At 61.5% G+C, this 14,804-nt stretch carries 13 protein-coding genes; 10 read left to right on the top strand and 3 right to left on the bottom strand.

The genetic code is table 11. The annotated features are described in order from the left end of the window. Nucleotides 1–11 precede the first annotated feature (11 nt). Nucleotides 12–401, top strand: coding sequence for a type II toxin-antitoxin system HicB family antitoxin (locus CCR84_RS06085; RefSeq protein ID WP_201210579.1), 390 nt, complete (start codon nucleotides 12–14; stop codon nucleotides 399–401). A gap of 81 nt (nucleotides 402–482) precedes the next feature. Here CCR84_RS06085 and CCR84_RS06080 read toward each other — a convergent pair whose 3' ends face one another. Next, on the bottom strand, nucleotides 483–2,090 hold the full coding sequence (locus CCR84_RS06080; RefSeq protein WP_201210578.1) for a response regulator: 1,608 nt from the start codon (nucleotides 2,088–2,090) through the stop codon (nucleotides 483–485). A 386-nt stretch (nucleotides 2,091–2,476) separates the two neighbouring features. Then, nucleotides 2,477–5,353, bottom strand: coding sequence for a hypothetical protein (locus tag CCR84_RS06075; RefSeq protein WP_201210576.1), 2,877 nt, complete (start codon nucleotides 5,351–5,353; stop codon nucleotides 2,477–2,479). A gap of 334 nt (nucleotides 5,354–5,687) precedes the next feature. Between CCR84_RS06075 and CCR84_RS06070 the strand changes: the two genes are divergently transcribed. The 9 genes from CCR84_RS06070 (at nucleotide 5,688) to CCR84_RS06030 (ending at nucleotide 14,682) form a co-directional block, all read left to right on the top strand. Further along, nucleotides 5,688–7,439 carry a type I restriction-modification system subunit M gene (locus CCR84_RS06070; RefSeq protein ID WP_201210574.1) on the top strand — a complete coding sequence of 584 codons (1,752 nt, stop codon included), beginning with the start codon at nucleotides 5,688–5,690 and terminating at the stop codon, nucleotides 7,437–7,439. Then, the gene (locus tag CCR84_RS06065) at nucleotides 7,439–7,642 is read left to right on the top strand and encodes a hypothetical protein (RefSeq protein WP_201210572.1); all 204 of its coding nucleotides are present in this window, start codon (nucleotides 7,439–7,441) and stop codon (nucleotides 7,640–7,642) included. The genes CCR84_RS06070 and CCR84_RS06065 overlap by 1 nt, the downstream gene beginning before the upstream one ends. Next, nucleotides 7,639–8,541 carry an Abi family protein gene (locus CCR84_RS06060; protein ID WP_201210570.1) on the top strand — a complete coding sequence of 301 codons (903 nt, stop codon included), beginning with the start codon at nucleotides 7,639–7,641 and terminating at the stop codon, nucleotides 8,539–8,541. Before CCR84_RS06065 ends, CCR84_RS06060 begins: the two co-directional genes overlap by 4 nt. After that, nucleotides 8,538–9,494, top strand: coding sequence for a restriction endonuclease subunit S (locus tag CCR84_RS06055; RefSeq protein ID WP_201210568.1), 957 nt, complete (start codon nucleotides 8,538–8,540; stop codon nucleotides 9,492–9,494). Before CCR84_RS06060 ends, CCR84_RS06055 begins: the two co-directional genes overlap by 4 nt. A 149-nt stretch (nucleotides 9,495–9,643) precedes the next feature. Continuing rightward, nucleotides 9,644–10,135: a restriction endonuclease subunit S gene (locus CCR84_RS06050; RefSeq protein WP_201210566.1), complete on the top strand. Its 492-nt coding sequence runs from the start codon at nucleotides 9,644–9,646 to the stop codon at nucleotides 10,133–10,135. Continuing rightward, nucleotides 10,132–10,701: a hypothetical protein gene (locus tag CCR84_RS06045; RefSeq protein WP_201210564.1), complete on the top strand. Its 570-nt coding sequence runs from the start codon at nucleotides 10,132–10,134 to the stop codon at nucleotides 10,699–10,701. Before CCR84_RS06050 ends, CCR84_RS06045 begins: the two co-directional genes overlap by 4 nt. Then, nucleotides 10,698–11,009, top strand: coding sequence for a hypothetical protein (locus tag CCR84_RS06040; protein ID WP_201210562.1), 312 nt, complete (start codon nucleotides 10,698–10,700; stop codon nucleotides 11,007–11,009). Before CCR84_RS06045 ends, CCR84_RS06040 begins: the two co-directional genes overlap by 4 nt. 18 nt (nucleotides 11,010–11,027) lie before the next feature. Further along, entirely contained in the window at nucleotides 11,028–13,832 is a 2,805-nt protein-coding gene (locus tag CCR84_RS06035) for a type I restriction endonuclease subunit R (protein ID WP_338052575.1), read from the top strand. A 514-nt stretch (nucleotides 13,833–14,346) separates the two neighbouring features. Then, the gene (locus CCR84_RS06030) at nucleotides 14,347–14,682 is read left to right on the top strand and encodes a hypothetical protein (RefSeq protein WP_201210558.1); all 336 of its coding nucleotides are present in this window, start codon (nucleotides 14,347–14,349) and stop codon (nucleotides 14,680–14,682) included. Nucleotides 14,683–14,695: 13 nt separating this feature from the next. Here CCR84_RS06030 and CCR84_RS16870 read toward each other — a convergent pair. Continuing rightward, on the bottom strand, nucleotides 14,696–14,804 hold a 109-nt coding region (locus tag CCR84_RS16870; protein ID WP_201211599.1), incomplete at its 5' end, for an IS4 family transposase.

The raw sequence follows: 14,804 nt of genomic DNA, 5'->3' as shown, positions 1-14,804 counted from the left end.
GGAAGAGGGCAATGAGATACCCGATTGCGATCGAACCCGGTGACGATACTCACGCATTCGGCGTGGTTGTGCCTGATCTGCCGGGCTGCTTTGCGGCTGGCGACACGCTCGACGAAGCCGTCGATAACGCCAAGGAGGCGATCGAGTTGTGGCTCGAAACAGTCATCGACGATGGTGGCGCCATTCCCGACCCTCGCCACATTGCGGAGCACCAAGCCAATCCCGAATTCGCCGGATGGGTGTGGGCTGTTGTGTCTGTCGATCTGGCTGCCCTCTCGGACAAGGCAGAGCGCATCAACATCACCCTGCCTGCGCGGGTGCTGCGCCGGATCGACGCCGCGGCACGAGCAGCGGGCGAATCCCGCTCCGGATACATCGCACGGAGAGCGTTGGCGGCATGAACGTCCCTCCCCCGGAAAGGTGAGTTTCCTGCGGAAGTTTTTTTAGGGTGGTGTTCGGCGAGGATCTGTCCGCCGTCCCGCTTAGTTTGTCGGCGGTGGCGCCGTTGGCGCATCCAGCCATTGGCCGAGGGCCGCGGCGAGGGTGGCCGGCTTCACCGGCTTGCCGAGATGGTCATTCATGCCGGCGGCCAGGCAACGCTCCCGATCCTCCGAAAAGGCATTGGCGGTCAAGGCAATGATCGGCGTGTCATGATGTACCGGCAGGGCACGGATCGCGCGCGCGGCGGCAAGGCCGTCCATGCGCGGCATCTGCATGTCCATCAGGATGAGGTCGAAGCGATCAGCCTGCGCGCGCTCGACAGCCTCCACACCATCGCAGACTGCATCGACGATGCAGCCGAGTTCCCTGAGCATGTCCACAAGAATCTCCTGGCTCAGCGGATGGTCTTCGGCGAGCAGGATGCACTTGCCGGCGAAGGTGGCCGCCAGCGGACGGGCGGGAGCGGCGGTCCTCTCCGGCAAGTTCCCCGCGGCGCGTGGCAGGAGCAGCTCGAAGCTGAAGGTGCTGCCGGAGCCCGGCTGGCTGTCCACCCGAATCGAACCTCCCGCCATGGACACGAGGTGCTGGGAGATGGCCAAGCCGAGCCCGCTGCCGCCGTGTCGGCGCGTCGTCGATGCATCGAGCTGCAGGAAGCGCTCGAAGATATGCGCCTGATCGGCCGCTGAGATTCCGCAGCCGCTGTCCGCAACGGAAAAGCATAGTCTGACGCCCCCGGCCTCCTCGCTCACGCGGCGGATGTCCAGGCGAACCGATCCACGCTCGGTGAATTTGACGGCGTTGCCGACCAGGTTGATGAGGACCTGCGACAGGCGCAGGGGATCGCCCAGCAAGTGCAGCTCGCTGATCGATGCAGCGACGTCAGCGCTGAGCTGCAGCCCCTTCTCCCGCGCCCGCTCAGCGAACGAGTTCATGACTTTCTCGACCACGCTGGCGAGGCAGAATTCGGTGCGCTCAAGCGTGAGTTGCCCGGACTCGATCTTCGACAGGTCGAGGGTGTCGTTGATGAGGGCCAGCAAGTGCTCGGCGTTGGCGCAAAGCTGGTCCAGCTTCCGCATTGGCTCGGGCTGCGTGATGTCCTTCTTCAGCAGTTCGGCGAGGCCGATGACGACGGAGAGCGGCGTGCGGATTTCGTGGCTGATGTTGCTCAGGAACACGCTGCGCGCGCGACTGGCGGACTCCTCCGCCCGCAGCGCCTGCGCGAGCTCTTGCGTGCGTTCCTCGACGCGCAGCTCCAGTTCGTCGCTATAGCGCTCCAGCGCCTGGCGCGAGCGAAAGAGTCCGACATGCGTCCGCACTCGCGAGAGCAGGATCTCCTTGTGCAGCGGCTTGGTGATGTAGTCGACCGCGCCGAGTGCCAATCCCTTCTCCTCATCCTTGGTCGAGTCCATCGCGGTGAGGAAGATGACCGGGATCTCGCGCGTTGCCGGATCTGCCTTGAGCTGGGCGATCACCTCGTAACCATCCATCTCGGGCATCATCACATCGAGCAGGATCAACTCGGGGAAAGGCGCCTGCGTCGCGAGCTGCAGTGCGAGACGCCCCGAGTTCGCGGTGCGGACCCGGTAGTACGGCGACAGCAGCGTTCCGACGACCAGCAGGTTTTGCGGACTGTCGTCGACGGCGAGCACCAGCGGCAGCTCCGACGAGTGCCGCTGCGGCGTACCGGAAGCAGTCATCATTCCCAATGGAAAGATCTCCGTCTGTGTGGACCTGCCCACTTTTGCCTCCGAGTGATTGCTTTCTTGAGATCTACCTGCAAAAAACAGACTGCGGGGCGCAGTTTTGTTTGTCATGAGGAGAAAGTCAAGGCAATCTTTATCGGTTACCTGTATGGAATTGATAGGGTTTGTGGGCATCAGACTGGTACGGTTCGGGAGGCGTGGTGGGGAGGCGGCCGCGGTCCGATCGGACTTCAGATCGTATTCCACGGGCGCGATCAGATTCTCGACTTGGCCGCGTGCGCAGCTGTCCTGTCGGTGGCGCATGCGCGGCCCGGTGCCCGGATCGCCTTGCGTCAGCCCGCAGCGCCCATTTGAAGCAGACGGTCCACCGCGGCCTGCTCGCCGTGGTCAATGTTCACCATGGCTATTTCCCCGAGGGCCTTGGCATTCGGGGAGTTGGCGGGTGCTTGGCCGATGCAGAAGTCGAGGGTGGCTTTGAGGAAACTGATGTCGGTGCTCTTGTCGACCAGCAGCAACACGCGTTGAATCGGAACCAGATCGACGAGGGCCTGTAACTCGAACCGGCAGCCTTCGTTTTCAGGCCGAAAGTCCCGCAAATCCATTGCTACAAGGTCGCTGCGCGCCATCAGCGCTTGCACCGCGGTGCGCCATGTCTCTTCACCGCAGAAGAACTCGGTCGCGCGCCATCGCGCGTCGAAATCGCAGCGATCATCGAGCGCAGCGAGCCGTGCTTGCAGGTCGGACGGGTTGAGGATGAAGCGCTCGTGCAGCCGACCGGCGAGGAAATCGAGGAACTCGTCGGGATCAATCGTGCTGCTGGCGAGGTCAGGGGCCGCGATCATGTAGATCGGACCCGCGTAGCGCCAGCGTGAGTTGATCAGGTCGAACAGCTTCTCGGCGCTCGCGCGGCGGCTGACGGTCTTACCTTCCTTGTCGCGCCGACTGAAAACGCGCAAAAGTAAAAGTCGCAGTGGCTTGCGCTTCCGCGCGGCGCGTGCGGCCGGCCACATTCCGGCGACGGTGATGAGCTTGTACAAGAGAAACGCGCCCAGTCCGATCCAGCCCTCATGCCCGATCTCCCAAGTCAGGTCGATCGATAGCAGAGATGCCTGGAAAATCCAGAGCGTGTCGATGACCAAGCTCTGATCGCTCAACCACTTTGCCGCGTAGGCGGTGCGTAGCAGCTTTCCCAGTACCCACGCGAGTGGTGCGAAGGCTACCATGCCGGCAAGAGTCGCGATGTGTAGCACCCAACCTGTCGGCAGGTGCATGATGCCGTTCGCTGTGACCAGTGCAGTCATTCCAGCCGGCGTGCTTGCTGCCAATTGGGCCAGCATTCCGCCAGCTGTGGCTACGAGCATCATCGCGAGCAGTGAGGGGCCGATGCTTCGGATTGCGCGATTGAGAAACAGCAACAGGATCGGCGATGCCGATAGGGTGGTCACCCAGAACACCAATCCTTGGAAGAAGGCCGGCGTGCGAATGCCGTATATCGACATCGTTGGTGTATCGCCCAGCGCAATGTGAGCGCAGATGAGCAGAAGCCCGATGAAATACCCTGCCAGTGCCAATAGCGTGCGGTGGCGATCCCCTCCCCATATCAGACCCAGCGCCAACACTGTGGGCCAAGCCCATGGCCATGTAATCATGGCGATTCGATTGACGTTAGGTTCGTGACCGCCAGCGCGAAGCTGCAGCCATGCTGCTACAAGGCCGAAAGCAAGCCCTGCAACGATCTCCACTACCACAGCACGGCGTAGCGAGACAGTGGCGCTATGCGCTTCGTGCGGGAGCAGGCCCTCGTCTGCAACGGTCTCGATTGGCGTGCTTGAGCGCTGTAGTCCCGATGCGACTGCTGACACGGATGAGGTCGTTCGGTCGGCCGTCAACTTCATGAGTTGAGCGATGCGTCGGCGGTAGCGCCAGAGCAGCGCCCAGCCCAGCGGTAGTGTAAGCAGTGCTGCAAGGTTTACGGCATAGCTGACCACGCCGTGCCAGGCAGCCGGAGATAACATGGGTGTATAGGGCGTGCGTTGCTGAAGTTGGAGCAGCAGCGAGAATGCCTCTTGAGTGGGGGAAGATTGCCCGGCACTGGCCCCTGTCGTTCGTGAATCGAGCGCGTCCTGCAGTGCGCCCATTCGCAGCAGAGTATCGATCAGCGCATAGTGTGCGGGCATGTCTTCCGGTCGAAGCTCAACGAGCTGCCTTTGCACTGGCAGCAAGCCCTCCAGAACATCCAGTGCCTCAGCCCTCTTTCCGATGTCCTCGAGCGTGATTGCCAGTGTGCTGCCGGCCTGCATGAAGTCGCGCCATGCCTGCTCCGTCGCCGCTTGCGTCTCCATTCCGGCATTTTCGGCCGGCTCCTGGCCTGTGGCGTTTTCTGCGAGGCGCAGCGCCTCCAGCGCGGCAGAGAGTGCTTCGCTGCCACGACCCTGCTGTCGGCGTAGCCAGGCCATCTGCTGCCAGGCGAAGATTTGAGCGCGCGCGGCATCCGGAGAGCCAAATTCCTTCGCTACGGCAAGACTGCGCAGGACCGCTGCTTCTCCCTCGGGTCCGGCCAGCCAGCCAAGGACGAGCCAATGCCAAGGGTCGCCGGGTTCCTGTTCAGTCAGACGTTGATAGTCAGTTCTGGCGAAAGCTCCCAGCTTTTGGTTGTCGCGACCTAATGGAACGATGTACCCGTCGGGGCGGCATCCCGGGTGCATCCGTTCTTCCAAAGCCTCCGGAAGTTCCCCCAAACTGTCCGCAAGCCGCAGCCCGACTGGGCCACCGGGGGAGGTGTCCGACAACCAGTTTGCCTCAGCCCCAGCGTAGCCGTCGCGTTGCAGCCTCTCAAGCAAGTGCGTCACGCGATCGACTGCCTCCGGCGTGGTGGCCGAGGTGAGTAAGGCGTCGATGGCTTGGGCCTGTTGCCGCAGTATGTATTCGCGCAGTGGCGCGCCTTCGCTTCTGCGGACTGCGCATCCGAACACAAAGCGTACCGGTGGAGGCTCGATGCGCTCGGCCAGCGAGGTGAGCGCACGATCAGCCAATGGTCGCAGCGAAGCTGGGGGCGCATCGCTCGCTGCTGCTGAAATGGTGCCAAGTAGCCACAGCGCCAGAGCGATGAGCACGGCGTACGCCCGGTAGCCTGCTTTTTCTACCGCGCTCGGGCAGACGACGAGTTGACTGGTCTCTTGCGCGGCGGTGGCTTCGCTGTTGGATTCCATTTTGCGCATTTCGCGGAATGTGCCCGCTGCCTGGATGCTGAATGGATGACCTAAATCTTAGACCAGACCATCACGAATTTCGCGAAATCGGGGCAGGCAAAGGGCAAGGCTTACTGGCTGCCAAGGCAGCATGAGCGTGAGTGTGGCAGCCTCAGGTCGTTATCGACCCGCGAGGAGTTGAGGGCGGCCGAGGCGAGCGCGACCAGTCAGCTCCCGGAACTAGCGCCACCAATGTTCTCGGCATTGCCCAAAACCCTACGCCCGACGATACTTCCCGTTTGCGTCCCGCTGCCCACCCCGCGCAGCGCTCGTCAGTCACAAAGCATCTTCCCCAATGAGCGACATCAATCTTTCTTCCTTCATCTGGTCCGTTGCCGACCTGCTGCGCGGCGACTACAAGCAATCCGAGTACGGCAAGGTCATCCTCCCCTTCACCGTCCTGCGCCGCCTCGACTGCGTCCTCGAACCGACCAAGCTCGGCGTTCTCCTCGAAAAGGAAGTGCGTGAGAAGGCCGGCCTCAATCCGGCGCCCTTCCTGCTGCGCGTGGCGCGGCAGCACTTCTACAACACCTCGCCGCTCGACCTGAAAACCCTGATCGGCGACCAGGATCACATCGCCGAGAACCTGCGCGCCTACATCCAGGCCTTCTCGCCGGAAGTGCGCGACATCTTCGAGCGCTTCGAATTCCACACGCAGATCGACCGGCTGGCGAAGTGCGGGCTGCTCTACCTCGTCACCGAGAAGTTCGTCGGCGTCGACCTGCACCCGGACGTCGTCAGCAACGCCGAGATGGGCGCGGTGTTCGAGGAACTCATACGCAAGTTCGCCGAACTCTCGAACGAAACCGCCGGCGAGCACTTCACCCCGCGCGAAGTGATCCGCCTGATGGTGAACCTGCTCTTCATCGAGGACGACGAAGCGCTGACCCGGCCCGGCGTCGTCCGCTCGCTGTACGACCCGACCGCGGGGACCGGCGGCATGTTGAGCGTCGCCGGCGAGCACCTCGCTGCGCTCAACCCGGACGCGCGCCTCGTCATGTACGGACAGGAGCTGAACCCCGAGTCCTACGCGATCTGCAAGGCCGACATGCTGATCAAGGGCCAGGACATCGCCAACATCGTCTTCGGCAACACGCTCTCGGCCGACGGCCTGCCCGGCAAGCACTTCGACTACATGCTCTCCAACCCGCCCTTCGGCGTCGAGTGGAAGAAGATCGAAAAGGAAATCCGCAAGGAAGCCGAGCAACAGGGCTTCAACGGCCGCTTCGGCCCCGGCCTGCCGCGCGTCAGCGACGGTTCCTTGCTCTTCCTGCTTCACCTGATCTCGAAGATGCGCCCCGCCGCCGATGGCGGCAGCCGCTTCGGCATCGTCTTGAACGGCTCGCCGCTATTCACCGGCGGCGCCGGTTCGGGCGAGAGCGAAATCCGCCGCTACGTGATCGAGAACGACCTGGTCGAAGCGATCATCGGCCTGCCGACCGACATGTTCTACAACACGGGGATTGCCACCTACGTCTGGATCGTCAGCAACCGCAAGCCAGCCGCGCGCAAGGGCCGCGTGCAACTGATCGACGCCAGCAGCTTCTGGCAGAAGATGAGGAAGAGCCTCGGCAGCAAGCGCCGCGAACTCGGCCCCGAGCACATCGACGAGATCACCCGCCTGTTCGGCGAATTCGAAGAAGCGAGCCGCGAGGTCGATGGCCGCAAGGTGCCGGTTAGCCGCATCTTCAGGAACGAGGACTTCGGTTATCGGACGATCACCGTCGAACGCCCGCTGCGCGACGCCGAAGGCCAGATCGTCCTCGGGCAGAAGGGCAAAGGCAAGGGCAAGCCGGTCGCCGACAGCAGCCTGCGCGACACCGAGAACGTCCCGCTCGGCGAGGACGTGCACGCCTACTTCAAGCGCGAAGTGCTGCCACACGCGCCGGATGCGTGGATCGACGAAGAGAAGACCAAGGTCGGCTACGAGATTCCGTTCAACCGGCACTTCTACGTGTTCAAGCCGCCACGCCCGCTCGCCGAGATCGACGCCGAACTGAAGGGCGTCACCGAGCGAATCAAGCAGATGATCGAGGGGCTGGCGTGATGCAAATGTTTCCCAACGCACAGCTGGATTCGATCATGCCAAAGGGGTCTTTCGCGGATACGCTTCCCGACATGATGCGAAGCATGAGCTTGCATTTCGCCGACAATTCAATGATAATTTTGAGCAACAAAACCCGCCAAGGCTATGCGCGCAAGCGTATCCTCAAACCGGCGGGTTACTTTTTTGTGCGGCGGGAAGCATGAAACGCGCTTTCACCAAGCCCGCCACCACCTACGCAGAACAGGTCGCCTTGCTGCGCCAGCGTGGGATGCGCATTGACGATCCCGACCGGGCGGCGTTTTACCTCCAGCACATCAACTACTACCGTCTCGGTGCTTACTGGTTGCCGTTCGAGGTAGACCACGGCAGCCACCGGTTTCACCCGGATACGAGCTTCGAGACTGTCCTTGATCTCTACGTCTTCGACCGGGAACTGCGGCTGCTGACGCTCGATGCGATCGAGCGCATCGAAGTGTCGCTGCGCAGCCAGTGGGCGTATCAGATGGCTCACCGGCATGGGCCGCATGCGCATCTTGATGCCGCACTTGCCCACAAGCAGGGGCACTGGGAAGCCAACCGGGAAAAACTCAGGGTCGAGCTCGGGCGCTCCGACGAAGCCTTCGTCCAGCACCTCACCAACACCTACAGCGAAGCATTGCCGCCGGTATGGGCGGTGTGCGAAGTCATGTCGCTGGGCTTGCTTTCACGCTGGTACGGGAACCTCAAGCCGATGCCGACGCGTCGCGCAATCGCCGATGTTTACGGCCTCGATCAGCGTGTACTCGAATCGTGGATGCACCACCTCACCTTCATCCGCAACACCTGCGCGCATCACAGCCGCCTCTGGAACCGCGAGTTCACCATCACCGCGGAGTTGCCGCGAAGCAAGCCGCGTGAACTCGTCAGCGAATTCGTCGGGGGGTCGCGCAAGCTCTACAACACGCTGGTCATCCTGTTGCACCTCATGGATATCGTCGCTCCACAACATCATTGGCGCGCACGGTTGCTCGAACTCATCGGACGCCATTCCGTCCCGCTTGCCGCGATGGATTTTCCCGATGGCTGGCAGGCGCGACCGATTTGGAAGCGGGGGCAGCCATGAGCTTTCCGCGCTATCCGAAATACAAGGACAGCGGCGTCGAGTGGCTGGGGGAGGTGCCGGAGCATTGGCAAGTGAAGCGGCTTCGTTTCGTCGCTGAACTGAATCCATCCAAGTCGGAGATAGGCGACCTCGACCGTGAAACCCTCGTTTCCTTCTTGCCGATGGAAGCTATTGGCGACGACGGCAGCCTGAATCTTGACAGAGAAAGAACCCTCGGTGAGGTGGAAACAGGCTACACATACTTCCGCGATGGCGATGTCACGGTCGCCAAGATCACGCCCTGCTTCGAGAATGGCAAGGGCGCGCTGATGCGCGGTTTGGTCAATGGCATTGGTTTCGGGACGACGGAGTTGATCGTGGCTCGTCCGAGAACAGGCGAAGTCATCGGCACATACCTGCATTACCTGTTCATCTCGGCAGATTTCCGCTGCCTCGGCGAATCGCACATGTACGGAGCTGGCGGCCAGAAGCGCGTGCCCGATGCGTTTGTGCGGGATTTCGCGAGTGCCTTCCCGCCAATTGTTGAGCAAAGGCTGATCACCTCATTCCTCGACCGCGAGACCGCGAAAATCGACGCGCTTATCGCCGAGCAGCAGCGGCTGATCGAACTCCTGAAGGAAAAGCGCCAAGCCGTCATCTCGCACGCCGTGACCAAGGGGCTGAACCCCGACGCACCGATGAAAAACTCCGGGATCGAGTGGCTGGGAGAGGTGCCGAGGCATTGGGAGACCACCAAGCTCAAGCACGCAACAACGCTTATCGTCGACTGCCCTCATGAAACGCCAATTTATTCCGAGAACGGCATGTACCTCGTCGTTCGAACCGCTGATCTAGACGAGGGGCGAGTCGACGATTCCCAAATGTTTAGGGTATCGGAAGCTGAGTACCATATCCGCATTCGCCAGGGCTTCTGCACTCGGATATCATTGCATCACTTAGGAATAAGTCGTTGATTGTTATAAACATTTCTTCGTCGTCCTGTCGTCACACAGAGCACCGACAGGACGAAAACTTGGTTGTTCCGGCAACTAGTCGGCGTACGCTCGTCGTCTCTACGCATTGATTTTATTGAGAAAGTTGACGAGCCTTTTATGCATTTCGAGTGCGGAGGCCCTGCCGCATTCGCAGAGCCCCGCTGCTTTGTGGCGACATTGTCTACAGTCGCGAGGGTGAAAGATGGGGCCATGCGGCATTGATTCCAGACGGCGACCGCTTTTGTCTGGGACAGCGAATGATGCAGTTTCGTGCGTCTGGCGATTTTTGCCCTGAGTACCTTATGTGGGCTCTAAACGCTGAGGCGACCTACGTGCAGGGCGAACTTGATACCGTTGGTGCTACGTCACCTCACATCAATGTTTCGACGATTCGGAACTACAGCCTTGCGCATCCTCCCATCGAAGAACAACGCGAAATAGGCGCATTCCTCAGCAAGCAAGCTAGCGAGTTCGACGCACTAACCACCGAAGCCCAGCGCGCCATCGACCTCCTCCAGGAACGCCGCGCCGTCCTCATCTCCGCCGCCGTCACCGGCCGGATCGACGTTCGAGCCATGACTGCACATAGAAGGATGGCGAACGTGGAGGTCGAGGTATGACTATCGAAAGCCTTGTGGCAAGACTTCGATATGCGGCAGGCGGTGATGGAATATACATTTTTTGTGCAGTCATCCGTGACTTCCTCCGCTCGCTTCACGAAATATTTACCAAATCAGGGCGAGACCAAGCAGAACTTATTTCCCAAGTCCAGAAGGTCCTGGGTTCAACCGCGGCGCACCATTTAAGCCGTATTATCGATTTTGAAGGAAAACCTTGTTCCTCGGGTTCAAGCTGCGAAGCTACGTCGCTCTTCAATAAGCTAGATAGGCTCTGTCGGGAGCGGGGCATTAGCTTAGATAAGGGGAAAATGTTGTTCTCCAGTTTTCTTAGATCACTCGACGAGGAGCGTTTAGATGGTGACGGGAACTCCGAATCGACGCTATTCCTGACATACATGACCGTGGGCGATGAGGCTGCATTCCATCTCGGAGGCTTTTTCGTTGATGATGCAGCCGGTATGGTTTTTACGGAGATGCAATACCTTGATCGACGGCTCAAACGTTTTCAAACGATCATTGATCTTTGGGAAATGGAACTTGCGTGGGACCAGGAGGACCGAGCATGAGCCTGCACAAGGAAATCCGCTTCGAGACCGAGATCTGCGAGCATCTCGCCGAAAATGGCTGGCTCTACGCCGAAGGCGACGCCGCCGCCTACGACCGCAAGCGCGCGCTGTTCCCGGCCGACGTGCTGGCCTGGGTGCAGGAGACTCAGGCGCAGGCCTGGGAAACGCTGACCCGAAACCATGGCAACCAGGCCGGCGAAGTCCTGCTCGATCGCCTGCGTGACGAGATCGACCGCTGGGGCACCCTGCACGTGCTGCGCCAGGGAATCGAGCTGATCGGCCTCAGGGCGCCGTTGAAGCTCGCGTAGTTCAAGCCGGCGCTTGCGATCAACCGCGACCTGCTCGACCGCTACGCCGCCAACCGCCTGCGCGTCGTCCGCCAGGTCCGCTACTCGCTCGTGAGCGAGAACAGCATCGACCTCGTCCTCTTCCTGAACGGCGTTCCGGTGGCGACGGCCGAGCTGAAGACCGACTTCACGCAGCGCATCGACGACGCCATTGACCAGTATCGCTTCGACCGCCTGCCGCGTCCGAAGGGGCAGGCCGCCGAGCCGCTGCTCTCGTTCCCCAACGGCGCGCTCGTGCATTTCGCCGTCAGCAACAGTGAAGTGGCGATGGTGACAAGGCTCGCCGGCCCGGCGACCGTCTTCCTGCCGTTCAACCAGGGCGACGACGGCGCTGCCGGCAATCCGCCGAATCCGGACGGCCACCGTACCGCCTACCTGTGGGAACAGGTGTGGGCGCGCGAGAGCTGGCTGGAAATCCTCGGCCGCTACCTGATCGCGCAGCGCGACAAGAAGAAGCAGATCGCGAAGATCATCTTCCCGCGCTTCCACCAGCTCGACGTCACGCGCAAGCTGCAGGCCGCGGTCCTCGCCGACGGCCCGGGCAGCAAGTACCTGATCCAGCACTCGGCCGGTTCCGGCAAGACCAACTCGATCGCGTGGACGGCGCACTTCCTCGCCGAGCTGCACGACAGGGACAACAAGAAAGTCTTCGACAGCGTGCTGGTCGTCTCCGACCGTAACGTCATCGACGCGCAGCTGCAGGAAGCGCTGTTCGACTTCCAGCGCACCACCGGCGTCGTCGCCACCATCACCAACCAGGACGGCAGCAAGAGCGGCAAGCTCGCCGCGGCGCTCTCCGGCGACAAGAAGATCGTCGTCTGCACCATCCAGACCTTCCCCTTCGCGCTCGCAGAGGTGCGCAGGCTCGCCGCGACGCAAGGGAAACGCTTCGCCGTGATCGCCGACGAGGCGCACAGCTCGCAGACCGGCGAGGCGGCGGCCAAGCTGAAGGCGGTGCTGAGCCCCGAGGAATGGCAGGAACTCGCCGACGGCGGCGAGGTGAGCAGCGAGGACATCCTCGCCGCGCAGATGGCCGGACGCGCCGCCGAGGGCGAAAGCTCGGGAATCACCTTCGTCGCCTTCACCGCGACGCCGAAGAACAAGACGCTCGAACTCTTCGGCACGCGTCCCGACCCGACGCGCAAACCGGCGCCCGACAACCTGCCGCGGCCGTTCCACGTCTATTCGATGCGCCAGGCGATCGAGGAGAAGTTCATCCTCGACGTGCTGCAGAACTACACCTCGTACAAGCTCGCCTTCCGGCTCGCGCACGCCGGCGAGGACGGCCAGGAGGCGAGACAAATCGACGAGCGCGAGGTCGAGCGTAGCGCGGCGCTGAAGAAGATCATGGGCTGGGTGCGCCTGCATCCGTACAACATCGCGCAGAAGGTGCAGGTCGTCGTCGAGCACTTCCGCGAGTTCGTCGCGCCGCTGCTCGCAGGCCGCGCCAAGGCGATGGTCGTCGTCGGCAGCCGCGTCGAAGCGGTGCGCTGGCAACTGGCGGTGGACAAGTACGTGAAGGAACGCGGCTACCGCATCGGCACGCTGGTCGCCTTCTCCGGCGAGGTCTGCGACCCCGAGTCGGGGCCGGACGGTTTCACCGAGAACAGCCGGGCGCTCAACCCGAACTTGAACGGGCGCGACATCCGCGAAGCGTTCAAGGGCGACGAGTACCAGTTGCTGCTCGTCGCCAACAAGTTCCAGACCGGCTTCGACCAGCCGCTGCTCTGCGGCATGTACGTCGACCGGCGGCTCGCCGGCATCCAGGCGGTGCAGACGCTCTCGCGCTTGAACCGCGCGCATCCGGGCAAGGACACCACCTACGTCGTCGACTTAGTGAACGACGCCGAGGAAGTGCTGGCCGCCTTCAAGACCTACCACACGACCGCCGAACTCGCGGCGACGACCGACCCGAACCTCGTCTTCAACCTGCGCGCCAAGCTCGACGCCGCCGGCCACTACGACGACTTCGAGGTCGATCGCGTCGTCGCCGTCGAACTCGACCCGCAGGCGAAGCAGTCCGACCTCGTCGCCGCGCTGGAGCCGGTGCGCGACCGCGTGATGCGGCGCTACAAGGCCGCCAGCGCGGCGCTGAAGAGCGCGCGGGAGAGGAAGGACGCCGGCGAAGAGGAAGCGGCTCAGAACGAGATCGACGCGCTGCTCCTGTTCCGCAGCGACATGGGCGCGTACCTGCGCCTCTACACCTTCCTCTCGCAGATCTTCGACTACGGCAACACCGCGATCGAGAAGCGCGCGATCTTCTACAAGCGCCTGCTGCCGCTGCTCGAATTCGGCCGCGAGCGCGAAGGCATCGACCTCTCCAAGCTCGTGCTGACGCACCACCACCTGAAGGACCTGGGCCGCCGCAAGCTGCCGCTCGACTCGGGCGAGACGCCGAAGCTCGCGCCGATCACCGCGACCGGCAGCGGCAGCGTCCACGAGCCGGAGAAGGCCTACCTGGTCGAGATCATCGCCAGGGTGAACGACCTCTTCGAAGGCGACCTGACCGACCAGGACAAGCTCGTCTATGTGAACAACGTGATCAAGGGCAAGCTGCTGGAGTCGCCGACGCTGCGCCAGCAGGCGGCGAACAACACCAAGGAGCAGTTCGCCAATTCCCCGGATCTGGCCAGCGAACTGCTCAACGCGATCATGGGCGCGCTCGACGCGCACACGCTGATGAGCACCCAGGCGCTGAATTCAGCGGAAGTTCAGGGCGGACTCAGGGATATCCTGCTGAACAATGCGGGGTTGTATGAGAGTTTGAGGGAGGGGGTGGGTTGAGGTGTTGCGGGATGGTGTTGCCGCTGAGCTGGAATGCGGATTCAGTAACTGCCAGCCGTCTGCTACCGTTGCGATTTTATTGCGAGGGGTTAGCTGGGCCTCTGCTACCCTCCGGCAATGACAGATGGCCCACAGAAGAAAACGACCTGAGCTATCCTCTGCAAGTTCGAGGGCGTATAGAAGGTATTGTGTAAAAGCAGCCCGTAATCTCTGAACTTCGCGCATAGACAGTCAGAAAAATTACATGGTATTATGCCATTTTTGCTGGGATCAGGGGAGAGAAATGGCTGCACAGAAGCTAGAATTTGACCAAGATCAGTTTGAGATAGCGGGATTTTGCGAGGTTTCGATTGAGGACGGGATGACCAACGCAACTAAATACACTGCAGGTTGCTCCGGTGCTCGTTCTGCCTGTTGTACTCGCGTATGTAGTGCAGATCCGACATTTGTTGGCTCCGCAGATGACTGGGAGGCCTTTCTCGCTGTGCGTGGCGGCGAAATCCAGTACTAAATCATGATGGTTGTCCGACCGTTCCTGCGGGATGGAGTCGACGTCTATGTTCGAGGGGATGACGAGGTCTATTTCGTATTTCTTGCTACCCGCAAGCGCATTACTGCGAAAGTAAAACCCTTGCTTATCCAATCACTGGCGTGGTTGGACGGTAGTGAGAATGTCGATTCGCTTGCCGAGCGCATGGCAAGATTACACGGTGCTGATGCTCGGGATCAGTTTGTTGCCTTTCTCGCCTATCTGGAACACAAGGGTATCGTCATCGAGTCTGACTGGCTAACCTTTACTGGCTTGGACGAACAAACCTTGGCGCTTCAGCAGCGCCAGCTTTCCTCATAGCGTTACACATAACTCATATCGCATGAAGCGCTCGCATATGCTCGACGCCCTGAACAAAATCCCTGATGCGCTGGTATCCCAGCCAGAGGGTTTTCACGCCAGGTTCGCCGTCGCCCTTCCTG

The sequence above is a fragment of the Rhodocyclus purpureus genome, from assembly GCF_016653115.1.
Taxonomy (GTDB): Bacteria; Pseudomonadota; Gammaproteobacteria; order Burkholderiales; family Rhodocyclaceae; genus Rhodocyclus; species Rhodocyclus purpureus.
Note: the sequence above shows the minus strand (reverse complement) of the source record. Positions and strands in the feature narration are given on the sequence as shown.